The organism is Brevibacillus invocatus (assembly GCF_003710915.1).
Lineage (GTDB): Bacteria > Bacillota > Bacilli > Brevibacillales > Brevibacillaceae > Brevibacillus > Brevibacillus invocatus.
Window position 1 is genome coordinate 25,390 of record NZ_RHHR01000021.1, and the last position, 24,240, is coordinate 49,629.

Annotated in this window: 23 protein-coding genes, 1 rRNA gene and 1 pseudogene; 5 read left to right on the forward strand and 20 right to left on the reverse strand. The window is 50.4% G+C overall.

Going from position 1 to position 24,240, the window contains the following annotated elements:
• The first annotated feature begins 245 nt into the window (after positions 1 to 245).
• The gene (locus tag EDM52_RS13360) at positions 246 to 620 is read left to right on the forward strand and encodes a Na-translocating system protein MpsC family protein (RefSeq protein ID WP_122909479.1); all 375 of its coding nucleotides are present in this window, start codon (positions 246 to 248) and stop codon (positions 618 to 620) included.
• A 74-nt stretch (positions 621 to 694) separates the two neighbouring features.
• Here EDM52_RS13360 and EDM52_RS13365 read toward each other — a convergent pair whose 3' ends face one another.
• The 6 genes from EDM52_RS13365 to EDM52_RS13390 are packed head-to-tail and all read right to left on the reverse strand — an operon-like array spanning position 695 to position 6,984.
• Positions 695 to 1,750 carry an ABC transporter ATP-binding protein gene (locus EDM52_RS13365; RefSeq protein WP_122909480.1) on the reverse strand — a complete coding sequence of 352 codons (1,056 nt, stop codon included), beginning with the start codon at positions 1,748 to 1,750 and terminating at the stop codon, positions 695 to 697.
• Positions 1,747 to 3,489 carry an ABC transporter permease gene (locus EDM52_RS13370; RefSeq protein WP_245996905.1) on the reverse strand — a complete coding sequence of 581 codons (1,743 nt, stop codon included), beginning with the start codon at positions 3,487 to 3,489 and terminating at the stop codon, positions 1,747 to 1,749. Before EDM52_RS13370 ends, EDM52_RS13365 begins: the two co-directional genes overlap by 4 nt.
• Positions 3,479 to 4,573, reverse strand: coding sequence for an ABC transporter substrate-binding protein (locus EDM52_RS13375; RefSeq protein ID WP_122909482.1), 1,095 nt, complete (start codon positions 4,571 to 4,573; stop codon positions 3,479 to 3,481). The genes EDM52_RS13370 and EDM52_RS13375 overlap by 11 nt, the downstream gene beginning before the upstream one ends.
• A 30-nt stretch (positions 4,574 to 4,603) precedes the next feature.
• Positions 4,604 to 5,383, reverse strand: a complete 780-nt coding sequence (gene surE, locus EDM52_RS13380; protein ID WP_122909483.1) for a 5'/3'-nucleotidase SurE — start codon at positions 5,381 to 5,383, stop codon at positions 4,604 to 4,606.
• A gap of 15 nt (positions 5,384 to 5,398) precedes the next feature.
• A complete protein-coding gene (locus EDM52_RS13385) occupies positions 5,399 to 6,187 on the reverse strand; it encodes a sugar phosphate isomerase/epimerase family protein (protein WP_122909484.1) in 789 nt (262 codons plus the stop codon).
• Complete coding sequence (locus EDM52_RS13390; RefSeq protein WP_122909485.1) at positions 6,163 to 6,984, reverse strand: PHP domain-containing protein; 822 nt, start codon at positions 6,982 to 6,984, stop codon at positions 6,163 to 6,165. The genes EDM52_RS13385 and EDM52_RS13390 overlap by 25 nt, the downstream gene beginning before the upstream one ends.
• Positions 6,985 to 7,353: 369 nt before the next feature.
• On the opposite strand from EDM52_RS13390, the gene EDM52_RS13395 reads away from it, so the two are divergent.
• Positions 7,354 to 7,833 carry a GNAT family N-acetyltransferase gene (locus EDM52_RS13395; protein WP_245996907.1) on the forward strand — a complete coding sequence of 160 codons (480 nt, stop codon included), beginning with the start codon at positions 7,354 to 7,356 and terminating at the stop codon, positions 7,831 to 7,833.
• Positions 7,834 to 7,926: 93 nt separating this feature from the next.
• Here the strand turns inward: EDM52_RS13395 and EDM52_RS13400 are convergent, their stop codons facing one another.
• The 8 genes from EDM52_RS13400 to EDM52_RS13435 all read right to left on the reverse strand — a co-directional run bounded on the left by EDM52_RS13400 (position 7,927) and on the right by EDM52_RS13435 (position 15,530).
• Positions 7,927 to 8,127, reverse strand: a complete 201-nt coding sequence (locus tag EDM52_RS13400; protein ID WP_122909486.1) for a copper ion binding protein — start codon at positions 8,125 to 8,127, stop codon at positions 7,927 to 7,929.
• Positions 8,128 to 8,209: 82 nt separating this feature from the next.
• The gene (locus EDM52_RS13405) at positions 8,210 to 10,627 is read right to left on the reverse strand and encodes a heavy metal translocating P-type ATPase (RefSeq protein WP_122909487.1); all 2,418 of its coding nucleotides are present in this window, start codon (positions 10,625 to 10,627) and stop codon (positions 8,210 to 8,212) included.
• 180 nt (positions 10,628 to 10,807) lie between these two features.
• Positions 10,808 to 11,725, reverse strand: coding sequence for a pseudouridine-5'-phosphate glycosidase (locus tag EDM52_RS13410; RefSeq protein ID WP_122909488.1), 918 nt, complete (start codon positions 11,723 to 11,725; stop codon positions 10,808 to 10,810).
• A gap of 3 nt (positions 11,726 to 11,728) precedes the next feature.
• Positions 11,729 to 12,829 carry a carbohydrate kinase gene (locus EDM52_RS13415; protein ID WP_122909505.1) on the reverse strand — a complete coding sequence of 367 codons (1,101 nt, stop codon included), beginning with the start codon at positions 12,827 to 12,829 and terminating at the stop codon, positions 11,729 to 11,731.
• Between the two features lie 147 nt (positions 12,830 to 12,976).
• A complete protein-coding gene (locus tag EDM52_RS13420; RefSeq protein ID WP_122909489.1) occupies positions 12,977 to 13,750 on the reverse strand; it encodes a pirin family protein in 774 nt (257 codons plus the stop codon).
• Between the two features lie 72 nt (positions 13,751 to 13,822).
• A complete protein-coding gene (locus EDM52_RS13425) occupies positions 13,823 to 14,221 on the reverse strand; it encodes a DoxX family protein (RefSeq protein ID WP_122909490.1) in 399 nt (132 codons plus the stop codon).
• A gap of 79 nt (positions 14,222 to 14,300) precedes the next feature.
• Positions 14,301 to 14,927, reverse strand: a complete 627-nt coding sequence (locus tag EDM52_RS13430) for an FMN-dependent NADH-azoreductase (RefSeq protein WP_122909491.1) — start codon at positions 14,925 to 14,927, stop codon at positions 14,301 to 14,303.
• A gap of 147 nt (positions 14,928 to 15,074) precedes the next feature.
• Positions 15,075 to 15,530 (reverse strand): MarR family winged helix-turn-helix transcriptional regulator, encoded by a 456-nt coding sequence (locus tag EDM52_RS13435; protein WP_122909492.1) that lies wholly within the window; start codon positions 15,528 to 15,530, stop codon positions 15,075 to 15,077.
• 206 nt (positions 15,531 to 15,736) lie between these two features.
• Here EDM52_RS13435 and EDM52_RS13440 point away from each other — a divergent pair, with 206 nt between their 5' ends.
• A complete protein-coding gene (locus tag EDM52_RS13440; RefSeq protein ID WP_122909506.1) occupies positions 15,737 to 16,636 on the forward strand; it encodes a DMT family transporter in 900 nt (299 codons plus the stop codon).
• An 86-nt stretch (positions 16,637 to 16,722) separates the two neighbouring features.
• On the opposite strand, the gene EDM52_RS13445 is transcribed toward EDM52_RS13440, so the two are convergent.
• Together EDM52_RS13445 and EDM52_RS13450 are read right to left on the reverse strand one after the other, a co-directional pair.
• Positions 16,723 to 18,237 carry an acetyl-CoA hydrolase/transferase family protein gene (locus EDM52_RS13445; protein WP_122909493.1) on the reverse strand — a complete coding sequence of 505 codons (1,515 nt, stop codon included), beginning with the start codon at positions 18,235 to 18,237 and terminating at the stop codon, positions 16,723 to 16,725.
• 146 nt (positions 18,238 to 18,383) lie between these two features.
• Entirely contained in the window at positions 18,384 to 19,058 is a 675-nt protein-coding gene (locus EDM52_RS13450) for a LytTR family DNA-binding domain-containing protein (protein ID WP_122909494.1), read from the reverse strand.
• 229 nt (positions 19,059 to 19,287) lie between these two features.
• Here EDM52_RS13450 and EDM52_RS13455 point away from each other — a divergent pair.
• Positions 19,288 to 19,557, forward strand: a pseudogene (locus EDM52_RS13455) (amidohydrolase); the annotation flags it as partial.
• A gap of 65 nt (positions 19,558 to 19,622) precedes the next feature.
• Entirely contained in the window at positions 19,623 to 20,771 is a 1,149-nt protein-coding gene (menC, locus tag EDM52_RS13460; RefSeq protein ID WP_122909495.1) for an o-succinylbenzoate synthase, read from the forward strand.
• Between the two features lie 38 nt (positions 20,772 to 20,809).
• On the opposite strand, the gene EDM52_RS13465 is transcribed toward menC, so the two are convergent.
• The 4 genes from EDM52_RS13465 to EDM52_RS13480 all read right to left on the reverse strand — a co-directional run.
• Complete coding sequence (locus tag EDM52_RS13465) at positions 20,810 to 21,715, reverse strand: hypothetical protein (protein WP_122909496.1); 906 nt, start codon at positions 21,713 to 21,715, stop codon at positions 20,810 to 20,812.
• 111 nt (positions 21,716 to 21,826) lie between these two features.
• A complete protein-coding gene (locus tag EDM52_RS13470; protein WP_122909497.1) occupies positions 21,827 to 23,119 on the reverse strand; it encodes a sensor histidine kinase in 1,293 nt (430 codons plus the stop codon).
• A 1-nt stretch (position 23,120) separates the two neighbouring features.
• A complete protein-coding gene (locus EDM52_RS13475; protein ID WP_122909498.1) occupies positions 23,121 to 23,792 on the reverse strand; it encodes a response regulator transcription factor in 672 nt (223 codons plus the stop codon).
• 351 nt (positions 23,793 to 24,143) lie between these two features.
• Positions 24,144 to 24,240: ribosomal RNA gene (locus EDM52_RS13480) — 23S ribosomal RNA — on the reverse strand; the annotation flags it as partial.

Genomic DNA, 24,240 nt, shown 5'->3' on the forward strand with positions numbered 1-24,240 from the left:
ATCGTGCTTTGATTATACGCTTGCTCCCACTTCTTGTGAACGTTCAGTTCCGCAAGAATTCATGGAATCGTGTCTTTCTTTATGAATCGCATTCGTTTATCTTTTTCCTGCTCATCAAAATGAAGAATCCCTCTCGAATCCACACGTTTTCACAGGTCACCTACCCCCCTCATTTTTCAACAGTTGACAGGCTTTCAGCCGCTGAGTAAGATAAGTCACAACGAATATCCGGGGAGGAATGGCGCTTGGCCATCTCTGTGAAAAAAAAGCTGGAGTCCGAAATCAGCGAAGCGCTTATCAAGTTTCAACGCGACCTGATCGGGAGAGGACCACAGGAAGCAAAGACCTATATTGTCAGTGATATGGTGATTGCCAGATTCAAGGGCGTTCTCACTGTCGAGGAGAAGCATCTCTCTGGTCATGAGAAGGGACGACGCATCGTCAAAGAGATGCGTGAGCTGTTGCGGGAGATGTACAGCAAGGAATTGGAGGATGTCGTAGAGCGGATGACGGGCTGCAAGGTACTGTCGAGCCATAGCGATATCAGCACCAAAATCGGCGAACGAATCGAGGTGTACGTCCTGGACAAGGACTTGGAAAAATCACTTTCCTGCCTCTGAAACACAACCAAAAGGCTCCTGCAGCGGTATGATCTACCGTTGCGAGGAGCCTTCTGCCTTTTCTTCCTTTTGCGCTATACCAAAATCTCCACAGCCACCTGATCCCCATAGGAAAACGAGGTTCCGATATCAGAGGCGACCTCCCATTCTTCCTTTCCAATCTGAATGGAATAGAGCAGCTCTCTCCCTTGAAACTGAACATGCTGGACGCGTCCCCTCACACCATCCGCTCCCTCGTTCCATGGGTGAAGCTTGATCTGATCGGGCCTGACCGGCAGCACCTGATCCGCATGAAAGGGAGCGAAATCTTGGGAGACCCGGAGCGGTAGCGATGCTTGCCCGTCTCTCTCCAGTAAAAACGTATGCGGGTCCGCCCACTGTCCTTTGACAAAGTTGGCACGCCCGACGAACTTGGCGACAAACGGTGACTGCGGCGAGTAGTAGATCTCGTGCGGCGTACCCGCCTGCTCGACTCGTCCACCGCGCATCACGACGATCTTGTCCGCCATCGCCAGCGCCTCTGACTGATCATGCGTCACGTACACGATCGAGGTTCCCAGCTCCCGGTGAATATGCTGGATTTCCTTGCGCATCTGGATACGCAATTCGGCATCCAGGCTGCTCAACGGTTCGTCCATCAAGAGCAGCGTTGGGTTGAACACAATCGCCCTCGCCAGCGCCACCCGCTGCTTTTGCCCACCGGACAGCTGGCTCGGGTAGCGCTTTTCCATGCCTCCCAGGCCCACCATCTCCAGCATCTCGGCCACTCGCGCACCGGGATTATTTTTATAAACTTCTGGCACATTCTGCTGATGGCGCAACGGAAACGCCACATTCTCATACACCGTCAGATGCGGCCAGAGGGCAAACGACTGGAAAACCATACCGATGCGCCGCTGTTCCGGTGGTTTGAGCTGGTTTTTGTCCGCTACCCGCTCGTGATTCAGCCAGATTTCGCCGCTCGATGGCGATTCAAATCCCGCCAATAGACGCAGCAGCGTCGTTTTTCCGCAGCCGCTCGGGCCCAGCAAAGCGACGAATTCTCCGCTCTTTATCTGCAAATCGATCTGGTGCAGCGCATGCACCTCACCAAATCGCTTGGATACCCCCACTACCATCGCGTCATTCATCCTTCTACCCTCCGTTGCCAATATCTTTTCCACAATCCTCCCGCAGCCAACAGCAGCAAAATCACGGCCACGATCATCGTAGAAAGAGCGGTACTGAGTGTCGTGGACCCTGCCTGTTCAAAGCCAAAGATCACCACGCCGATGGTCTGCGCTCCAGACGACCAGAGCAAGGACGAGATGGTCAGTTCCGTAAAGGCCGTCAGAAAGACAAGGAACAATCCGGTTAGCATGCCTGGCGCATACAAGGGCAGCAGGATACGACTCCACCGCGTCCAGAATCTCCCCCCGCTGATGCGCGCTGCCTCCTCGACTTCTCTGCCTACCTGCATGATCGAGACGGTGCTGCTTTTTACCTGAAGGATCAAAAAGCGTGTCACGTAGGCGATCAGGATGAGCCAAACGGTACCGTACACGCCCGGCTGCCATCCTGGGATCGGCTCAATCCAGGTCAGAATCATCGCCAAACCAATTACCATGCCTGGCAAAGCATAAGGCAAGGAAACAGCTCCCTCCATCGCCTTTCCCAATGGGGATGGACGCTGGATTCGCCAGTACGCAAACAAGGTACCGACCACCAGACAGAGCGCGCCTGCCAGACTTGCCAGCATCAAACTATTCGAGATTGCCTCGCGCGTCCCGGCATGATCCCGGAGCACGAATAGGAAATGCTTTAGGGTCAGGTTTTCGCTAATAAACGGCAAACCATAGGCTTTTATAAACGCGGTAGAAGCCATTGAAAGCAGCGGCAGGAAGCTCGTCACCACAAGAAACAGCCATACTGCTGCCTCCACCCAGCTTTTCCGCTTGCCCAAAGGACGGCGAACGGATCGATCCTCTGCACTGGTCTGATCCACACGACTTTTGCGCAGCAGCAGCCATTGCAGTCCCGTTCCTGCTAGTGCGATCATACCAAGCAGAATCGAAAGTACGGATGCTCGGGCAAATGCGCTCGGTCCAAAGCCAATGACCTGCTCATATATCAAGGTACTCAGTACAGCAATACCTTCTGGGATCCCCAAGAAAGCCGGTATACCAAAGTTATCAAGTCCGGAAATGAAGGCAAGCAGGCCTCCACCGGCAATCCCTGGCAGTGCAAGCGGCAAAGTCACTTGCCAAAAGACCGTGCGGGAATGGGCTCCGGACGAGCGCGCAGCCCATTCCAGTTCCTTGGGAATCCGGTACAGCACAGAAAGCGTCAGCATGTAGACCAAAGGATAGTGACTTAACCCCATCACGACGATGATTCCGTCCAGACCATACACATTCCACAGCTCTACCGGAGTGCCAACCAGCCAGCTGGCGGCCCGGTTCAAAACCCCCGCAGGTCCAGCCATTTGTGTCCAGGCCAGCGTCATGACATACGAGGGGATCAAGAGCGGAAGCAACGCGCATACGTGGATCGCTCCCTTCCAGCGAATATCGGTATACGCGCACAGCCAGGCAAGAGATACCCCGATAGCAAGGGATATCAGGGTGGAGATTCCGGCAGCGGATAGCGAGTTGACGACTGCGGTCCAAGTGCGTGCATCTGCCAGCATCTCGGCAAAAGTGCCCCATCCGATCCCCTCATCCGTTTTTACACTGAGCAGTAGCAGCTTCAACAACGGATAGACAAAGAAGAAGGCGACCGGCACCAACACGAGCCAAGTAGCCGCCTCTTTCAGCTTGGGAGCGGCGGCCATCGTACGCCGCCCCTCCACTTGTCGTTCGCTCCATGCCGATTGCCAGTTAGTTGCCACCCATCATCTCTCCAAATTTCTTTTTATCCGCTTCCCTGGATGCCTCCAGCTCATCAATGCTTGCAGACAGCACTTTGATTTCTTCCAAAGCTTTGAGTCCTTCAGGCGCAGCTACCCCTTTGCGAATCGGTGTGTAGCCCAAGCCTGCCGCCAGCTTCTGTCCTTCCTCAGACAGCACATAATCGACAAATGCCTTTGCAGCGTCCTGATTTTTCGCAGCCTTCAGGATCCCGATCGGCTCTGTGATCACAGGTACACCTTCACTCGGATAGACCAGTTCCACTGGCGAGCCCTCTTGCTTGGCACGCGCCACCATGTAATCGACGACCATCGCGTACTCTTTTTCACCACCAGCCAAGCTTTTCAGAACAGCTCCATTTCCTTTTGAGACTGTCATCTGGTTTGCTTTCAGACCTTCGAAATATTCCCAGCCGAACTCACTTTGACGTGTAAATACACCCAGGTTGTAGGCAGCTGCGCCAGAGTAAAGCGGACTTGGCATCACTGCTTTCCCTGTCGCTTCTGGAGCGGTCAGCACTTTCCAGCTATCTGGAAGTGCCTTCACTTTGCTGGAATTGACAGCGAGAACTGTCGCCATGACTTTGGTTCCGGTGTAGGTGCCGTCTGCATCCTTCAGTTCTGCAGGGATTTGCTCCGCTTCAGGTGATGCATAGGGCATGAGCAAATCTTGCTTTTTCAGACTGGCAAACGTAGGGGCATCCGCGACCAGCAGCACATCGGCTTTTACCTGACCTGCTTGCGCCTCTGCCTGCAGACGGCTTACGACTTCTTCTGTCCCCGAGCGAAACAGCTCTACCTTTACCTGCGGATATTGTTTCGTGAAGCCCTCGATCAGTGCTGCTGCGTCCGCGTCTGGTTGGGACGTATAGAAGCTGAGTGTACCTTCTACTTTGGGCGTGGACGCTTCCGGTGCTGGCGTGCTGGCTGCGGGAGCCGTTGGAGCAGGAGCAGGAGTTGCGGCTTGCTGCGTGGAGCTGGTAGAAGTGCCACAAGCAGCCAGTCCCATGACTGAAACAGCTGCAAACAAAGACAAGGTCCATTTACGTAAAGGGATTCGGTTCATATCGATTGCCTCCTTGGTATGTATAGAGCGTTACGAATTGGATACAGATGATTGAAACCACTTGCTTATCTTGCTTTTCATCGCTGTATTCGTCATGTTCAACTGAAGAGGAGTAATTGTGACGTATCCATCTCGCAGTTTGTAATAATCAGATTCCTCTTCCTCAAAATGAATCTCGCTCAAGGTGTCGGAAAGCCAGTAGCACAAATACCCTTGTGGATCGTTTAAACCCACGTACTGGTAGCGAAGCACATCCATCGCCAGCGGTGTAACCGCTACACCTCTAACCATTTCCTTGGACAGGTAAGGCAAGTTGATATTCAGTACGGTATCGGCACTGAGCTTGTGACGGAACAAGGTTTCGAACACATCGTAGGCCAGTGATTCGACCAAGGAATAGGAAGCATTGGGTTTCAATGTCGCCAGCGAGATGGCAATCGACGGGATTTGGTACAGGGCTCCTTCGATCGCTGCTGAGATCGTACCGGAGTAGAAGACGTCTCGTCCCAGATTGGGGCCACGATTGATCCCGGATACAATCACGTCCGGCTTATCTTTGAGAATCACCTCGATCGCCATTTTGACACAATCGGCAGGAGTTCCGTTGACAGCCCATGCTTCCAGAGAGGTATCAAAAAAGTTTACCTTGTTTGCCTTCACCGGTGATTTCAGCGTAATGGCATGGCTGATCGCACTTCTTTCCTGATCGGGACAGACAATCGATACGTTTCCGAATGACTGCAGGGCTTTCGCCAGGCACAGCACGCCACTGGAAAAAATACCATCGTCGTTTGTAATGAGAATATTCAAAACAGGAATGACCTCCTATACCAATTCAAATGAGACACAGTCGCTTGTTTCCAGATACAACAGGTTTTGCTTCAGCAAGGACAGCTCACGCGAATCATCCCAGCCCTCCAGGATGATTGGCTTTTGGGATTCCCACAGCAGCTGCCAGATCGCATCCAGATCGATGTTACCCGTACCTAGTGGCACGTGCAGCTTGGTCGCCGTGGCGTCACTGACATGGATTTTGTCTACGCCCTCCAGCTCCTGGTAAAACTGTGTCAGGGAACTGGTCAGCGGTACGTGCGCAATATCAAAGGTAGCTGTCGTTGGGTAGTCGAGAGCCATGCGCAGTCGATTCAGGTCATCCGGTGTGACCACCATTTCCTTTGGAAGCGGCTCAATATGCTCGATCGACAGCACCAGCCCCCGCTCCTGTGCCTCACGCGCCAGCACATTCAAGCTCTCGATCAGAATCGGCTCGTGCCATCCTCGACTTTTGGGTGACAGGGTGACTCGTCCCGGGTGAATCGTGACACTGTTTGCTCCGATCTCTTTCGCCAGATCAAGAGATCGAATCACCTCTTTGACCGACTGCTTGCGAATCCCCTGGTTGAGCGAGCACAGATTCAAGTCCCAGCTGGCCGCATGCAGCGTGAGCTTTGTATTCGTCCGCTTGGCTGCATCCCGGATCTCCATCGCATTGCTTTGATGAAACCAGACATGCTCCGCCCATACCTCCATACCTGCAAAGCCGTATTGCCACGCTATCAGGATGGCTGCCTCTACCGGGTACGTCCACATCAAGGTTGACGAAACAAACAGCATGTCCACCACTCCCTTACTTCTGCTGGTATCGGCACACTTCCGATGAGATAAGGATTGCGTGTGCCGTGACCATGAAAGTCACTGCCTCCGGATCGAATCAGGTGATTCCTTTTTGCCTCGCGTTCCCAGTACGCCATTTCTGCCAAGGAGTGCCGCGGATAATACACTTCAATGCCATCGATGCCATAATCGAGCAAATTGCCCAGCTGAACCTCAAACGGATAGATGCCGGGGTGTGCAAGTACGGCGATTCCACCGACTTCATGGGTAGATTCGATAGCCTCCCGAGCTGAAAAAGGCGGGCGCGGAACATAGGCGGGCGAGCCTTTTCGCAAGTAAGCATCAAACATCGCCTGCGGCGTCCGTCCATATCCACGTGCGACCATGGCCTCCGCTACATGCGTGCGAACGATCACACTTCCGCGCGCTCTGGCCATGCATTCTTCCACGGTGATCATCAGCCCAAGCTGATTGCAGCGCTCTACGATCTCGGTTATCCAAGCGACCCTCTCCTGCTGCCTTTTGTCCATCAAGTGAAGCAAGCGCGGGTCGGATATATCAAAGCCGTAGCCGAGGATGTGCAGCTCCCCTTCAGGTCCCTCTGTATTCCACTCAATTCCGGGGATCAGATGGAGACCCAGCTTCTTGGCTTCGTCACGAGCCTGCAAGTAACCGTCTACCGTATCATGGTCAGTGATGGCCAGGTAGCGAATTCCTCTATCCTTCGCTTCAGCCAGCAGCTCGACCGGTGCCATTTTTCCATCCGATGCAGTGGTGTGCACATGCAGATCCATCATGGTAATGTCCTCCTTTTGCCACCGACTTCTTGGTTCATCGTTCGTCTTGCCTTCATTGTAGAGTCGTATTTTTAACGCTGTATAAAGGGCTCGACAAGGTTTGATAAAAGAAAAACGCCTTCTCTGGGCGTTTATTGTTGATCGAACGTGCGGAATATGAAGGCCATGTAAACAATTTGCAAAGTCTTTACAAAACAGGTGAAGGAAGGTAAAGAAAAACCATTTGTCGTGCTGTAGAGGAGGAGAGTTCCATTCATTACACGAATTTCTTTTTGGGAAGTCGTGGTCTGTGGGAAGGTCGGGTAACCTAGATGCGCTTAAAAGCTGAATACGGGGTACATTGTAGAACTTTTATAAAGGGGTATTTTTTTGAAGAACTATGAAATTAAAAAAGCAACTGTGGATGAAAAGGAAACACTCAGCAACCTTTTGCAATTCTATATTTATGATTTCTCTGAGTTTATGGACCTACATATTGAAGATAACGGGAGATATGGAGAATATCCGTTAAACGAATACTGGACAGAGGACGCTAGGTTTCCCTATTTAATATGGGTTAAAGGGAAAATTGCTGGATTCGTCTTAGTGAGATTAATAAATACAGGCGAAGAGGACGCATACTTTTCGATTGCTGAGTTTTTTATTATGAAAAGATATCGAAGAACAGGGTTAGGTAAACAAGTTGCAAAAGAACTATTTCAAATGCATAAGGGACATTGGGAAGTATACCAAATCGATAATAACAAGCCCGCACAGCATTTTTGGACAAATACAATAGAGGAATACACTGGAGGCAAATTTACTGTGCGAATAGAAACTGGAAGAAAAACACAAGTCTTTGATAGTTAATAACTCAGGATGAAGCCGTGAGGAACGATTAGAAAAAAAGCTCCAGCCCGATGTTTATATTCGGACTGGAGCTTTGTCTTTCATGCCGTGCATTTACTTCACGTCGTATCCTTGATCCTCGATGGCTTCCTTGATCGATTCCACTGTCACTGCGCCCTCTTCATAGGAAACCTCAACCGTCTTGGCAGCCAGGTCTACTTTTCCATTTGCGCCTAATTCCTTCAAGGTTTTCTCAATGGTCATGACGCAATGATTGCAAGACATTCCTTCTACGTTCAATGTAATGTTTTTCATGATTATCTCTCCTCATTTTCAATTTATATAATATACCCTTGAACACTCACAGATAAAGCCGTGTGAGGTTCAGAGAGTGGGTTTACAGTTTTACGCGTTGCAGGCGCAGGGCATTGAGCACTACCGAGACGGAGCTGAAAGCCATCGCAGCTCCTGCCAGCCAAGGCGCGAGAAAGCCGATTGCCGCGACAGGAATGCCTAGTGTGTTGTAAGCCAAGGCCCAGAACAGATTTTGCTTGATGTTGCGGATGGTCCGCTTGCTCATCTCGATAGCGTCGGCTACACTGGTCAGCTCACCGCGCATCAAGGTAATGTCGGCAGCCTCCATCGCCACATCGGTACCTGTTCCAATCGCCATCCCGATATCGGCTGTGGCCAAGGCAGGTGCATCGTTGATCCCATCTCCGACCATTGCCACTTTCTTTCCTTGCTCCTGCAATTTTTTCACTTCTGCCGCCTTGCCTTCTGGCAGCACTTCGGCAATCACGTGATCAATTCCTGCCTCACGGGCAATCGCTTCCGCTGTTTGACGGTTGTCGCCAGTCATCATGATGACCGTCATTCCCATCTCCTTCAAACGCTCAATGGCTTTGCGCGAGGAGGGCTTGATGGTATCTGCCACCGCAATCATCCCCGCCAGCTGACCATCTACTGCAGCCAGCATCGCGGTCTTGCCTGCCTTTTCCAAAGAGAGCATCCCCGCGCTCAATGGCTCAAAAGAAATGTTGTATTGCTCCATTAAACGGCGCGTCCCTACCAGCACTTCTTTATCGTCCACCACAGCGCGAATTCCATACCCCGGAATCGCTTCAAAAGAATTCGTTGTGCCAAGCGCTACTCCTTGATCGACAATTCCCTTCACGATAGCCTGAGCCAGTGGATGCTCGGAATTTTTCTCCGCTGCTCCGACCAGAGCTAGCAGCTCCTGCTCTTCCAAACCATGCGGGACAACATCCGTCAGCTCTGGCTCACCTTTGGTGACAGTACCTGTTTTATCCAGCACAATCGTGTCCAGGTGATGCGCCGTCTCCAGATGCTCTCCTCCTTTAAAGAGGATGCCCAGCTCTGCCGCACGTCCCGATCCAGCCATGATGGAAGTAGGTGTCGCCAAGCCGAGTGCGCACGGGCAAGCGATGACGAGTACAGCAATGGCCTTTTCCAGAGCCTCGCCAAAATTGCCCGGTATGACCAGCAGGTACCAGATCAAAAAGGTCAGAATCGCGATTGCTACCACGATTGGAACAAAAACCCCGGAGATGCTGTCTGCCAGCCGTTGGATGGGAGCTTTGGAACCCTGCGCTTCCTCCACGACGCGAATGATCTGTGCCAAGGCCGTCTCCTTGCCTACCTTTGTTGCCTTGACCTTCAACATGCCGTTCTTGTTGATTGTAGCTCCAATCACATTGTCGCCGGCTGCTTTGTCGACCGGGATGCTCTCTCCTGTCAGCATCGACTCATCCACAGCGGACTGCCCTTCCAGCACGACTCCATCGACGGGTACTTTTTCACCTGGTTTGATCTGAACGATATCTCCAGGTCTGACATCCTCGACCGGAATCACCATCTCTACACCATCACGAATGACAGATGCTGTCTTGGCCTGCAAGCCCATCAGCTTGCGAATTGCCTCCGAGGAGCGCCCCTTGGCTCTGACCTCGAAAAGTTTACCCAGCAGGATCAGCGTAATCAGCACCGCACTTGTTTCAAAATACAGCTCTACCATGTGTGCATGTGAACCGATGGACTCAATCGCCATATACAGGCTGTAAAAGTAAGCGGCTGAAGTCCCGAGGGCTACCAGTACATCCATGTTGGCGCTTTTGTTGCGCAGCGCTTTGTACGCCCCCACATAAAATTGAGCTCCGATTACGAACTGAACAGGCGTAGCCAAAGCCAGTTGTACCCAGGGATTCATCAGCGCCTCCGGCAGCCAGATGAACGACGTGAAGGAAAAGTGACTGACCATCGCCCATAGGAGAGGGAAGGAAAGCACCGCAGAAATCCAGAACTTCCTCGTCTGTCTTTTGATCTCCTCTTCCCGACGATCCCGCTCGGCTCCTGAGCCGTCCTCTTCCCGGCGAGCAGCCTGATACCCCAGCTTCTCTACCTGACGGATCAGATCAGACACCCCGATATGTGAGCCATCATACTCGACTGTTGCTGTCTCCAGAGCAAGGTTGACGTTGGCCTTCAATACGCCAGGCATCTTATTCAGACCTTTTTCAATCCGCGTGGAGCACGCTGCACAAGTCATTCCAGTGATCGACAGCTCCACCTTATCGGCAGCGACACCGTAGCCAAGCGCTTCAATCTTGCCGCGAATATCCTCAATGCTCGTTTTTTCCGGATTGTAGACCACCGACGATTTCTCCAAAGCCAAATTGACATTCGCTGTCTCTACTCCATCCAGCTTTTTCAGGCCTTTCTCAATACGTAGAGCGCACGCGGCACAAGTCATTCCCGTAATCGGAAGTGTCGCCTCAGCTGTTTTGGCACTCATTTGTTATTCCTCCGTATCACATACCCATAAGGGGTATGTTTTTTGGTATTGTTCCCCCGAAGCTGTCTGCTTATCATGACCTTATCTTACTATACCCCCCTTAGGTATATCAAGAGCTTTTTTCAAAAAAAATTGCTGCCCCGATTTGTTCGGAACAGCAACTTCTACATTTGTTTATAATTACTTGCTTTTCGCGTTGTATGCAGCGGCTATTTGCGCCGCTACTGCCGCATTATGCTTAACCAGGGCGATGTTGGTTTGCAAGCTTTTGCCCTCAGTCAGCTGCTTGACTTTATCGAGCAAAAATGGCGTTACTTTTTTCCCAGCGATGTTGTTTTCCTTCGCTTCATTCAGCGCTTGCTGAATGACAGCCTCGATTTTGCTATGATCCAGTGCGTCGGATTCAGGAACAGGGTTGGCGATAATCATCCCGCCCTCCATGCCCAGCTTCCATTTCGTATCCATCAGCGTTCCCACTTGCTCTGGCGTATCCATGCGGAAGTCTACGCCAAAGCCGCTTTCGCGCGCAAAGAAGGATGGGAATTCGTCTGTGCGATACCCCACTACAGGTACGCCTTGCGTCTCCAGGTATTCCAGCGTGCGACCCAGATCCAGGATCGATTTGGCTCCAGCACAAACGACTGCCACACTGGTTTGTGCCAGCTCGGTCAAGTCTGCAGATACGTCCCAAGTGATTTCCCCTTCGCGGTGAACGCCGCCAATTCCGCCTGTAGCAAAGACTCGAATGCCCGCCAGCTGTGCCGCGATCATCGTTGCTGCTACAGTTGTAGCTCCGATCTTGCCGCTTGCCAGGATGTACGGGAAGTCACGACGGCTTACTTTTTCTACCGATTTGTTCGTCGCGAATTCTTCCAGCTCGCTTTCGGACAGCCCAATCTTGATCTGTCCGTTCATGATCCCGATCGTCGCAGGCACTGCTCCGTTGTCGCGAATGATCTGTTCTACTTCCTTGGCCATCTCGATGTTTTGCGGATATGGCATCCCGTGAGAAATAATCGTGGTTTCCAATGCAACCACTGGCAGATTGTTCTCCAACGCGTGACGCACTTCATCTGTATAGCTCAGGTATGATTTCATTATTTATCGCTCCTTTTCGTATTGTTCCACGATCTCTTCGAGTTGTTCCGGCTGGAGTCCAACCGCTACGGATTGCTCCGTCTGCAAAGTCAAGGCAGATGCCGCCAGTCCCAGACGCAACGCCCTCGGGAAAGCTTCGCCATTCACGACTCCGTATAGCAACCCGGAGACAAAGGCGTCCCCTGCCCCAGTCACATCTACAACCTCTGCCGGATAGGGAGCCAGTTGCTCGGCGTATTCTTCGGACTGATAGTAGACTCCCTGCTCTCCCATTGTCACGACGACGTGTTTGACGCCGCGCTCCCGAATTCGCTCGCATGCTCGGGCACAATCATCGAGCGAGCGAATTTCCATTCCTGCCAGCAGCTCCGCTTCCTCCAGATTCGGCAGAATCGCTTCCACGCCGTCCAACCGCTCTGGCAGCTTCTGCGCTTTGGCCGATGATACCGGATCGATGAACAGGAGGATCTGCTCCTTCCTGCAACGCTCGATGATGTAGGCCAGACAATCCGTCGGCACATTGGTATCGAGAAACACCACGTTCGCTGCTGCGATATGCGACCATCTTTCATCGAACATCTCGGGTGTCAGCGCATCGTAAATATCCATATTAGCCAGGGAAACAACCATTTCTCCGTCAATGTCCAGTAGCGCTGTATAGGTACCTGTACGTTGGGTAGGCAGCCTCCAGATCTGGCTGATATCCACTCCATGCTTTCGCGTTTCCTGAACGATCCATTCACCTTCCTTGTCCTCGCCAATGCAGGTGATGATTGCTGTATTGCAGCCTAGGCGTCCCAGATTTTCTGCGATATTGCGTGCTACTCCCCCGCAGGACTCCGAAATGGTCACAGGATTGGAGGAATGGAGTCGGATTTGCTGCTTGCCTCTCGCTTTTCGATCCAGGTTTGCGCCGCCGATGCAGGTAATCAAGCCCTCATCCCGGAGCACATAAGCACGCCCCTTAATCTCTCCTCTTTTGGTCAGCTGCGCAATATAGCCTGCTATCGCTGAACGGGAGATGCCGATCAGATCTGCTAACTCCTGTTGGCTGATAAAGGGATTGTGCCGGATGTGATGCAAAATCTGTTTCTCTTTGTCCACGGTCATCCTCCTTCCTTCCTTATCATTCACACTAACGCCCGCAAACAAAAGTCTATCATATAAACAAATGTTTTTAAAGCCTTTCAAAACAGAAAAAAATGCCCCCAAGCCAAAAATTCTGCTCGAGGGCACTCTTTCCTGTTTTTCTTATTTTCGATACAGGGGATAATCCACCTCAGTCGGTACCTGGATCAACACCAACCGGAAATCTTCATCTGAATTTGCCTGATAGGTCACGTTGTGGTCCGCTTCCGTAGAAGTGACGACAAAGTCTCCATTTTTGGCAGCGACACCATTCACATCTTCCTTGCCAGCTTCACTGACCACCCCAGAGCCTTCTACCACGACAACAGCATGCGCGTATCCGGCCGGGAGGGACAGGGAATAGGTAGCGCCAGCAGGAATCCGAACATCCTGCATCTTCACATCAGCTACGACCTCGATTGGAGCATGAGCGCCGATCATCTGCTTGACGCTCACGCTGCCCGCATGCTCCACCGGAAATTCCTCATGATCGTACTGATTGTACGTCGGCGGACGTTTGGTAGCCTGAGACAGATGCGGCTCGAACCAGATTTGAAACATCTCGGTATCTTTGCCGAGCTCCTCCGCATGATGAGCGCCAGATCCTGTTTGCATGATCTGAACGCCGCCAGTGGTCACTTTTTGCCAATTTCCCAACGTGTCTTTATGCCCTACCGTTCCATTCAATACATACGATAAAATTTCAAATCCGGAATGAGGATGAAACGGTATTTCAAAGGTTTTCAAGGATTTGGCCCACGCCCAGTAAAAGAGCGGACCCACACGGCTGACCACAGAGCCTTCTCGTGGAAATCCGATTGGTTTGTTTTCTACAATTTCACCGTCGCCAAAATGTCCTTTTGCCTGTTCGTTTTGTGTATAGACACGAATATCCATCTGCTAGTTCCTCCTTTATTCCGTCGATTGGCGCACGTTGCACGAATGATTCGTATTCGTCAGAGGGTGCGATTAAAACAGGATGTATGCGCCAGGTCCAATCAGAGCAACACCGATAACTACCGCGATCAAAGTCAGGTTGAATTCATAGCCGTTTTGCGTGACCCAAAATCCATTTTGAGCGTGAACCTTCACGATTGCAACCAGCATGGTAAAGGCGATCAACAGAGCACCGACCCAGGTGCCAACACCACCGCCAACACCGGTAGCGAACAGCAGTCCCCCAACCAGTTCAGACAGTCCGGCCAGCAGTGCCATTGTGACACCAGGCTTCATGCCGAGCGATTCCATCCATCCGCCTGTTCCTTTCAAACCATAGCCGCCAAACCAGCCAAACAGCTTCTGTGCCCCATGACCTACGAACAACAACCCAATCACCAAACGAATAATGAGCAAACCAAGATCCATCATTTTTCATCTCTCCTTAAATTATTTTAAATTATAGTATCTTTAAATAAAGATACTTGCTGAAAAAAAGGCTGGCGGGCCTTTAGAAAGTTTCCGCCAGTTTCGCTGCTTTGACGACGCCTTCATGTACGATTTCTTCTGCTTTGTCTGGGAATTGGTTGTGGCCTTCCACAATCACTTCAGTGATGTTGCTGATACCCCAGAATCCAAGCATGGTTTTCACGTAGCGGTTAGCCAGTTCGATTGCGTCCATTGGAGCTTCGGAGTATACGCCGCCGCGAGCGCTCAACAGTGCAACCTTTTTATCACCCATAAGACCTTCAGGTCCATTGGCTGTGTAACGGAATGTTTTGCCTGCTTGAGCCAGGTAGTCCAAATAGGTGTGCAGAACAGCCGGTACAGTGAAGTTCCACATTGGGAAAGCAATCACAATTTTTTCTGCTTCAGAGAATTGGTTCAGATATTTGTTCACCAGATCAGCTGATTTTTGCTCTTCAGCAGTCAATTCCATTCCACGACCTGCTTTGAACATAGCAGTGATCATGTCGTTTCCGTAGTAAGGAAGATTTTCTGCAAACAAGTCCAGTTCAACAACCTCGTCGTTTGGATGACTCTCCTTATAGGAATCTGCAAACGCGTGATACAGTTTCACGCTTGCAGCTTGGTCGATAGGGCGATCGTTGGCTTTAATCAATAATACTTTACTCATGTTAGGAATATTCCCCTTTCTTGATGTTAGTAACTAACATTCAATTTGCATATCTTGATTTCGAGATTATTACATTTAAGGCATATTGTCAAGTCTTTTACTGTTGAAAACTGCAGGCACTTCGCAGGAACATCAGCAAATCACTTGCTAATAATGCTCCTGCGCGGCCCTGCCCAATTTTTTTAAAAGCGCAATGGCTTGATGCTTTTCTTCCGGAGTCAGTCCACTTACTGCCTTTTCGATGGACTTTGTGTGCCCAGGAAAAATGTCACTCAAAAGTTGATGCCCTTTTTCTGTCAGCTCTGCATAGATGACGCGACGATCGACTGCACAAGGCTTGCGGACCAGCAATTGCTTTTTCTCTAGTTTGTCCACGACATAGGTAATGTTGCCGCTGGAGATCAGGATCTTTTCTCCAATTTGCTGCAAGGGCTGTGGTCCTTTATGGAATAGAAATTCTAGAACCCCGAATTCAGTGGGATTCAATCCATACTGCCGAATATCGCGATTGATATGAGCCGTTACCCAATTGTAGGATCTCGAAAGCACAACTAACAGATCGAGGGAATCATTTCGAAGTGGCTGCTGCTGCTTCTCTGACATGGCAAGCCCTCCTTTGCAAACAAATGATATATCTTTAATTTAAGATAATCTTACTTGAAATTCACGCGCTTGTCAAATGAGGCCTGTCTGGCTGGAGGAATGGCTTGCAATGTCCTTGTCTGCGGTTCAGGAATGGGATATAGTCCATACTAGATGACAAAGTGGGGAGAAATGTAGAAGTGTCGACGCGAATCCGCGGTTTTAGTATGGTGCTTGTTGCTTCGCTTTTATGGGGTGTTTCCGGGACTGTAGCCCAGTCTCTCTTGCAGCATTATCATTTTACGACAGATTGGCTAGTTGCGGCGCGCCTCCTCCTGTCGGGAGCGATGCTGCTGCTCCTTTCTCTGGTTGGTGATAATCGCCAGAATGTTTGGAAGATCCTTCGTTCAGGAGCTGACTTTGGTAAGCTTGTAATCTTTGCCCTATTTGGTCTTTTGGCTGTGCAGTATACGTATTTTGCTTCTATCGAACTGGGAAATGCAGCTACCGCGACACTGTTGCAGTACCTGGGGCCGGTTTTTCTCACGGGCTATCTCGTAGCTCGAAATCGACAGCTGCCTAGTGTGGCACAAATGCTAGCGCTTTTCCTCGCACTGCTGGGCACCTTCCTACTGATCACCAACGGCAATCCAGGCAATTTGTCCATCTCGACAGGGGCGGTACTGTGGGGGCTAGCATCGGCAATCGCCCTCGCCTTTTACACCTTGTATCCAAAGAAGCTGCTTGAGCGATGGGGAGCAACCGTAGTGTTGGGCTGGGGAATGCTCATCGGCGGGATCGGTCTTTGCCTTCTGTCTCAGCCTTGGCAAGCGACCGGTCAGATCTGGGCTGTGCAGTCTGTTCTCGCTGTCGCCTTTCTTGTCTTGTTTGGAACGCTGATCGCATTTTACCTGTACCTGGACAGCCTACGCTTCATCCTCCCATCAGAAACAAGTGTCTTGGCAAGTGCTGAACCTTTATCCGCCGTCGTCGCGACAGTTGTATGGCTGCATGTACCGTTTGGCCTGTTCGAATGGCTGGGAGCGTTTTGCATTGTCGGTACTGTCTTCGCGTTGGCCAACCACAAAGAAAAGAAGGCAGAGCTCGCCCGCGAGCAGCATATTTAACCTTCTACATGCAGCATACAAAAACCCGCCCGTGTATCCGTATCGATACCAGGCGGGTTTTTTAATTAAGGTTTATTCACGTATGCTTAACGGCTAAGCACAGGTGCATTTTCCAGCATGGATCCTTCCTCGGCAAAACGCTGGTGCCAGGAGAAAGCTTTTTCCAGGACATGTGGCGTGTGACCGCCGCGTGTCAGTGCCTCCTCATAGTATGCACGGAGCTGATCGCGGTAGATCGGGTGCGCACAGTTGTCGATGATTTTCAGTGCTCTTTCACGTGGTGCCAATCCACGCAGATCCGCCAAGCCTTGCTCTGTCACGAGAATATCTACATCGTGCTCCGTGTGGTCTACATGAGAAGCAAACGGTACGATACTGGATATCTTGCCGCCCTTTGCAATAGACTTGGTCACGAAGATGCCCAGACGAGAGTTGCGGGCAAAATCCCCGGAACCACCAATTCCGTTCATCATCTTGGTTCCCGATACGTTGGTGGAGTTCACATTGCCGTAGATGTCCGCCTCCAGAGCGGTATTGATCGAGATCAGGCCGAGACGACGGATCAGCTCTGGGTGATTTGTGATTTCCTGAGGACGCAGCATGAGTTTGTCACGATAGGCAGCGAAATTTTCTGTTACGTGCTTCATCTTCTCTGCGGTCAGCGTGATCGAACAGCCGGAAGCAAATGCGATTTTGCCTGCATCCAACAGATCGAATACAGCATCCTGCAACACCTCGGAGTAAACCGTCAGATCCGTAAACTCAGAGTCCAGGAATCCGTTGAACACAGCATTGGCAACCGTACCAATACCCGATTGCAGCGGAGCCAGGTTTCTCGGCATGCGACCTGCCTGTACTTCATGACGTAAAAACTCGATCAGATGTGCAGCGATTTGCGCGGTCTCTTCATCAGGCTCGACGATCGTGGATGGCGAGTCAACCACTTCAGAGACCACAATCCCCTTGATTTTGTTGATATCAACCGGGATGCCAATTGTTCCAATGCGCTGTTCCACCGATGTGAGTGGAATCGGGCCACGCTCGCCCTGCATTTCCGGTGTATAAATATCGTGGATGCCTTCCAGTGCGAGTGGTTGGTTCACATTCAGCTCGATGATGACATGCTTGGCTTGATCCACAAAGATATTGGAGTTGCCTACAGATGTCGTCGGAATGATCATGCCATCCTCTGTGATTGCAACCGCTTCCACAATGGCGTAATCAATCTGTCCCATTACGCCCGTGCGAATCAGTTCTGCGGTATGAGACAAATGTTGATCTACAAACATGATGCTGCCATCATTGATTTTTTTGCGCATAGTCGAGTCAGCTTGGAATGGCACACGTTTGTTCACGATGCCCGCTTCTGCCATAATTGCGTCTACATCTGCTCCAAGCGATGCTCCTGTATATACGTTAACGCCAAAAGGTTTATTTTCTCTTTTTGCCTTCTCAGCCAAAGCGATGGGAACCAGCTTGGCATCACCTGCGCGCGTAAAACCGCTCAAGCCAAGTGTCATGCCATCTTCGATCCAACTTGCTGCTTCATCAGCCGTGACGATTTTATCTGCTAATCGTTTATCACGTAAGCGCTCCCACATGATTAAGTTCCCCCTTGTGACAGTCATAATCTTGTTGTAAATAAACTAGCACACAGACGACTGAGCGGGCACTCAATTTCATGCAAAGCAGAAATTCCGGCCATAAGCTAGAATATTTGAGCGCGAATGCTAATGGGTAAAAAGTCCTAGAAACCGAGCAATTGGCGGAAAGTGCTGGCGTAAGACTGGCTGACCGGAACGCGACTTTTTTGCTTGTCCTTCATCTCCAGAATGAATGTGGAATGGAAATGCGGATGGATAAAACGAATGGCTTCCAGATTGACAAAATAAGAGCGATGACAGCGAATGAACTGCCCAGGTGCAAGCAGGTTCTCCAGCTCTGCCATATTGTATTTATTGGTATAAGCCCCATTCGCTGTATGGAGCTGTGTTTTTCCTTCATTGGAGCTGATGTACATAATCTCGTTCATCGGAATGGGCAACCAGCCGTTTTCGTCCCTTCCGATCAGAAAAGGTGGCCGTGGCGGCTCAGGTATAGCCATAGGCATCATTTGCGGAGAATAGATGGCGGTAATATACCCCTCGATTCTTCCTTGCATGATGACAGGAATGGAAACTCCGTAATACGGAATGCCAAAGACACGGCTCTCCACATGATGAGCCACTTTTCCCTTGATTTCCAAAGCCTTGTGGGTGGCGGAGCCAACCGGAACCAGATCACCAGGTTCAATTTTTAAATCAATAGCTTCACTTGGCTTGTAATAGGTATACTGTTTCCCGTCTGAGATCGCGATGGAAACCCCTTCAGGAATCACTTGACCAATCATCTGTAAAACCTCAGGTACCAATGTGTTGTCCATAATGACTCCTCACCCTCTCCTCCTATTTTCTCTCTTGCTCCTCCTTTCATTTAACCATATTTTTGCGGTTCTGGAGCAAGCCTTGTCTTGCCAACTTCATGAAGATATGAGGGAGCGTGCTCAACTCCTCGCATAGGTTGACGAACGTCTGGAATTAGAATAAAGTCTGACTTGAAAGACAAATTGACAAGACGTCTCCCAGGAGGAAATATGCCACAACCATTGAACAATTTTTCATCAACATCCCGAGATTAGCTGGCAGGAAGTACAGACGACTTCCTTTCTTGCAGACTTCTTGAAATCATACAACTGTCGCCTGACGACCTTTGAGGACATGACAGGCGTTGTCGCTGAGTGGGGAAGCTCGACACCGGACGCTTTCACGGTCGGGCTGCGTGCCGACATGGACGCTTTGTGGCAGGAGGTGGACGGACTTTTTTGTGCCAATCATTCCTGTGGACACGATGCCCATATGACGATGGCGCTGGGCGTGCTCATCTGAAGGCCACCATGCTTGGTCTTGGCTGTGACCTGGCACATTCAACCATTGGAGGAGAGGTAATCGTGAAACTGGAGCGTATCGATTTGCAACGCATCAAAATCCCGTTGAATTCCCCGTTTGAAACCAGCATGGGAGTAGAAACGCACAAGGAATGCATCCTCGTCCGCGCGTATAGCGGCAAGCATGTTGGCTTTGGGGAAAGTGTCGCGATGGATGTTCCGGTCTACAACGAAGAAGATGTGGATACTGTCTGGTACATGCTGGAGAAATACCTGATCCCGCAACTGTTCAAACGTGAAATCGAGCATCCTGATGAAGTATCCCACCTCTTTTCCTGGATGAGGCGCAACCACATGGCCAAAGCTGCCTTGGAGGGCGCCGTCTGGGATTTGTATGCCAAAATGCAGGGCATGTCTTTGTCTCAGGCTTTGGGTGGTACACGTACGACGATTGATGTGGGGGTCAGCATCGGAATCGAGCCCACCATTGAAAAGCTGCTCCAGCGAGTCGAAGGCTTTGTCCGTGACGGGTACAAAAAGATCAAGGTGAAGATCAAACCCGGCTTTGATGTGGAGCCGATGCGTGCGATCCGCCAAACATTTGGTCCAGATGTGCCCTTGATGGCCGATGCCAACTCTGCTTACACCTTGTCCGATATCGAAATGCTGAAGGAACTGGACGAGTTCGGATTGATCATGATCGAACAACCGTTGGCCCACGACGATATCATCGATCACGCCACCCTGCAAAGAGAGCTGAAAACGCCCATCTGCCTTGACGAGAGTATCCATACGGTAGAAGACGCCCGCAAAGCAATCGGTCTCGGAAGCTGTCGGATTATCAATATCAAGATCGGTCGCGTAGGCGGGCTGACAGACGCGAAGAAAATTCATGATCTGTGCCAAGCAAATCATGTACCTGTCTGGTGCGGCGGCATGCTGGAGGCAGGAATTGGCCGCGCTCACAATATTGCGATGGCCTCACTTGCCAACTTCACCATTCCTGGCGATACCTCACCTTCCCATCGCTATTTTGCAGAAGATATCGTCACGCCGTGGATCGATTTTGCCAAGCCTGGTGTTCTGAATGTACCGACTGCTCCTGGTATCGGCTTTGACATCAATGAACAGGCGATTCGCAGTGCGCTGGTGGAACACAAAAGCTATTTTGCCAACTGCGAATCGACTACTACGCTCATTCCCAATTATTAATACAAAGGGGAGGTCCATTGCGGCCTCCCTTTTCTTCGTTACTCGGTGATGGTGAGTATTTTGCATAGATTTTGCTCTGCTTCCGGTCTCTTTTCCTCTGTCAGCTGCTTCAGCAAGTCCAGCGCTGCATACGGCAGCTTCAAGGCATGCGGGTCACGGTAGGTTTTTTCCCAGTACTTCGGGGAAAAAATCTGGTTAAAAGCCGGTTCCTTCACCTCGTCTTCGAGAATCAATTCCGGTCGTTGACGATTCAGAAACATTTGTACCCGATGGTTTCTGATCCCTTCTTGAACCAAATCGTCATACCCAAACCGGCTCAACTCACTCAAAGCCTGTGCATGTGTAATGCTGTGCGTCACTTCGCCTTCGAAGAAATAACGCTGTCCGTCAATGACTCGGTTCGGGTAAACGGCATGGAGTTCTTCAAACGTATGTTTTGCCATTTCATTGACCTTTTCGTAAGCAGGGATCCCCTCAATCTGCTCCACGGTGACTTCGGTGTAATCTTCAATCCCCCAGTAACGATTGGGGCGATCTACAGTGGTCGCCTTCAATAGCTTCACCAGTCCTGCTACGATACTCGGGCGGATCAGGTCAGGACGTTCGCGCAAAGCCTTTAACGCCATCACGCCCAATGCCAGCCCATGACCGGAGGTACGCAGCTGCTTTACGTTTTCAGCCAAACCCGCCACAACAAGCTCCAATAGATCAGGATCGGCTTTTTCATCTTGTTCCAGCGGTGCGAACCACGCGGGCTTGAGGGCCCGGTAGGATTCGCAGGTTCGTTCAATACCGTCCTTCATATGCTCCGGCAAATCATGCTCTCTAGACATGAAATATCCTGCCAGGAGCGCTGCTCCATAATGGCCGCCAAACCATCCTTCTTCTGCTGCTCTAGCCATCGCTACGACACCAAGCTCCAAATATTCGTCCAACAACCTCATCGCAATTCCTCCTTTTTCCAATTCGTTATATTCATAATATAACATACATTTTAATTTGTTAAGTGTAAAAAATAAAAAAACCGAATTCCAGCTCTCGCCAGAATATCGGCTTCATACCTTCATCGGAAGTGTGACCAGAAATGATGTTCCGATCCCTTCTTCACTGCTAACCTGAATTTTCCCTTGATGTACTTCGACGATCCATTTGGCGATGGAAAGTCCAAGTCCAGTCCCTTCTGTGGATTTAGAACGCATCTTATCCACACGATAGAACCGGTCAAAGACGAGCGGAATTTCATCCTTCGGAATACCAATTCCCGTATCCTTGACCATGATCGCTACACGCTGCCCCTCCCTTTTGCAGGAAACGAAGATGCTTCCACCGGGATTCGTGTACTTCAGAGCATTATCCAATAGGATGACCATCATTTGATGGATTCGTTCTTCATCGCCCATCATATCCAGAGACTCTTCAATCTCTGTCTCCAGCCTTACTTCCTTGGCAATCGCCATTTGAGAAAACACCTGGGTGCAGGTTTGAACCACTTCATTGACGTTGAATCTTTTTTTCATGATTTGCAGCTCGTTCGAATCGCTCCGCGCCAGGGTCAACAGATCGGAGACAAGATGGCTCAGGCGCTTGGCTTCTTGCATTCCGATCATGATCTTTTCGCTCTCCTGTTCAATCGTCCGATCCGGGTGACGGAACAGCCGCTCCAGATTGACCAAAATCGCAGTCAGCGGAGTACGCAGCTCATGGGATGCATCCGCTATAAACTGCTGCTGCTTCTCCCAGGAGACCTGGATCGGCACGAGTGCCCTTTTCGCCAGAAACCACCCTACGACGATCGCGATCAGGATGCTGATCACATTGCCGATCAACACGACATACAACAAACTGTTTAGCATATTTTGCTCGGGGGCCAGGTTGTAAATGACCTGGAACTGCTGCGACATGACCATTCGGTCGCCGACTATGACTCTTTTCGGGATCGTCACCGTCTGGACACGGAATACATGTTCATTGACTGTTCTGGTATCGATCCCGGCCACTACCTCGGGCTGGTGAAATTGCTCAAAATCATCAGGGTCCATACGTTCCCCAAAGGCAGACCCGAGGAGCCTCCCACCCCCATCCCATACAAGCAGGACATATCTGCGCTCCATATCGGCGAATTTCTTGCGCTCTTGCCGATTATACGGGTAGGGATCTTCGTTTATCCGCTGTAGCCGTGGAAACGGGTCGTGGACCAAGCGTTGGGATACCTTCTCCAGCTCCCGATCCACCTGTGAATAGAGGAGAATTTTCATGGTAAAATACACGGCGCCCCCCAAGGCATTCAGCAGTAAAAAGACTACGATGACATTCAGCGTCACCAGACGAAATCTGGTTTTTTGAAACATATCATTCTTCCCTTTTTAAGATGTAGCCGACGTTGCGGACCGTTCGGATGATATTTTCGCATGCACCCATTTTTTTGCGAAGATAATGGACGTAGAGATCGTCCACGCCATAGTTCGCATCGGAATGAATGCCCCACACTCGATCAAAAATCTGTTGGCGGGTCAAAATCTGCTCCCGGTTTTGCAAGAAGTACTTGAGCAGTTCAAATTCCTTTGTCGTCAATCTCATCGGTTCATCCTGAATAAATCCATCGTACTCGTTCACTCTCAGGGAGATTGGCCCGTACGTCATCTCTCCTTCTGCTGCTGTTTTGCCGTGTCGTCTCAGAAGGGCTCTGACTCTTGCCGTCAATTCCTCCACGGCAAAGGGCTTGATCAAATAATCGTCTGCTCCGGCATCCAGCCCCTCTACTCGTGCCTGCACGCTGTCCTTTGCGGTCAAAAACAGTACAGGTGTCGTCACTCCTTTGGTGCGCAAGGTTTTTACCATCGTAATTCCATCCATACCTGGAAGCATGATATCTAAGACCAGCAAGTCATAGATTCCTCTCTCCGCCAACAAGAGACCATCGTCTCCCCGTTCTGCTGTATCCACTTGGTAACCTTCATCTGACAAAACTCCCTCTATAGCTTGAAGGAGAGCCTGCTCGTCTTCTACGGCAAGTATTAACATACCCATCCCTCTTCCTTGAACTTTCACCCTTTATCCTGTTAGTAAAATGAATCAATCTGAAAGTAGAACAAAAGCGATACTCGTATTTTCGAGCCCTGTACTCCTGACATTCAGCATAGCATAAAGCGTTTCGATCACAATGTGAGAATCGCCTTATGCCTGATCCCCATATACCAAAAGACAAGCCTTTGTTTCGATGTATTTATTAGAGCATTGATTTTTTTGATTAGTATTTGAAAAGGTGATTTGGAAATAAAAAAAGCTGTATTCACCATCACTCTTTTGAGTAATCGAGAATACAGCCTTTATCCTTGTTCCATCAAAACTGGATCTGCATGATTGCTAAGACATGTGGATAAGTCCTCGACCGATTAGTATTCGTCAGCTCCACGTGTTACCACGCTTCCACACCGAACCTATCAACCTCATCGTCTATGAGGGGTCTTAC

Coding starts and splice junctions, on each gene's coding strand:
- EDM52_RS13470 (WP_122909497.1), bottom strand. CDS start 23,119: ATGTTTCAAAAAACCAGATTTCGTCTGGTGACGCTGAATGTCATCGTA.
- EDM52_RS13410 (WP_122909488.1), bottom strand. CDS start 11,725: ATGAAATCATACCTGAGCTATACAGATGAAGTGCGTCACGCGTTGGAG.
- EDM52_RS13475 (WP_122909498.1), bottom strand. CDS start 23,792: ATGTTAATACTTGCCGTAGAAGACGAGCAGGCTCTCCTTCAAGCTATA.
- EDM52_RS13400 (WP_122909486.1), bottom strand. CDS start 8,127: ATGAAAAACATTACATTGAACGTAGAAGGAATGTCTTGCAATCATTGC.
- EDM52_RS13450 (WP_122909494.1), bottom strand. CDS start 19,058: ATGGACAACACATTGGTACCTGAGGTTTTACAGATGATTGGTCAAGTG.
- EDM52_RS13430 (WP_122909491.1), bottom strand. CDS start 14,927: ATGAGTAAAGTATTATTGATTAAAGCCAACGATCGCCCTATCGACCAA.
- EDM52_RS13405 (WP_122909487.1), bottom strand. CDS start 10,627: ATGAGTGCCAAAACAGCTGAGGCGACACTTCCGATTACGGGAATGACT.
- EDM52_RS13420 (WP_122909489.1), bottom strand. CDS start 13,750: ATGGATATTCGTGTCTATACACAAAACGAACAGGCAAAAGGACATTTT.
- EDM52_RS13385 (WP_122909484.1), bottom strand. CDS start 6,187: ATGCTGTTTGTTTCGTCAACCTTGATGTGGACGTACCCGGTAGAGGCA.
- EDM52_RS13445 (WP_122909493.1), bottom strand. CDS start 18,237: ATGTGGGAGCGCTTACGTGATAAACGATTAGCAGATAAAATCGTCACG.
- EDM52_RS13365 (WP_122909480.1), bottom strand. CDS start 1,750: ATGAATGACGCGATGGTAGTGGGGGTATCCAAGCGATTTGGTGAGGTG.
- EDM52_RS13440 (WP_122909506.1), top strand. CDS start 15,737: ATGGTGCTTGTTGCTTCGCTTTTATGGGGTGTTTCCGGGACTGTAGCC.
- EDM52_RS13435 (WP_122909492.1), bottom strand. CDS start 15,530: ATGTCAGAGAAGCAGCAGCAGCCACTTCGAAATGATTCCCTCGATCTG.
- EDM52_RS13425 (WP_122909490.1), bottom strand. CDS start 14,221: ATGATGGATCTTGGTTTGCTCATTATTCGTTTGGTGATTGGGTTGTTG.
- EDM52_RS13465 (WP_122909496.1), bottom strand. CDS start 21,715: ATGAGGTTGTTGGACGAATATTTGGAGCTTGGTGTCGTAGCGATGGCT.
- EDM52_RS13375 (WP_122909482.1), bottom strand. CDS start 4,573: ATGAACCGAATCCCTTTACGTAAATGGACCTTGTCTTTGTTTGCAGCT.
- EDM52_RS13390 (WP_122909485.1), bottom strand. CDS start 6,984: ATGATGGATCTGCATGTGCACACCACTGCATCGGATGGAAAAATGGCA.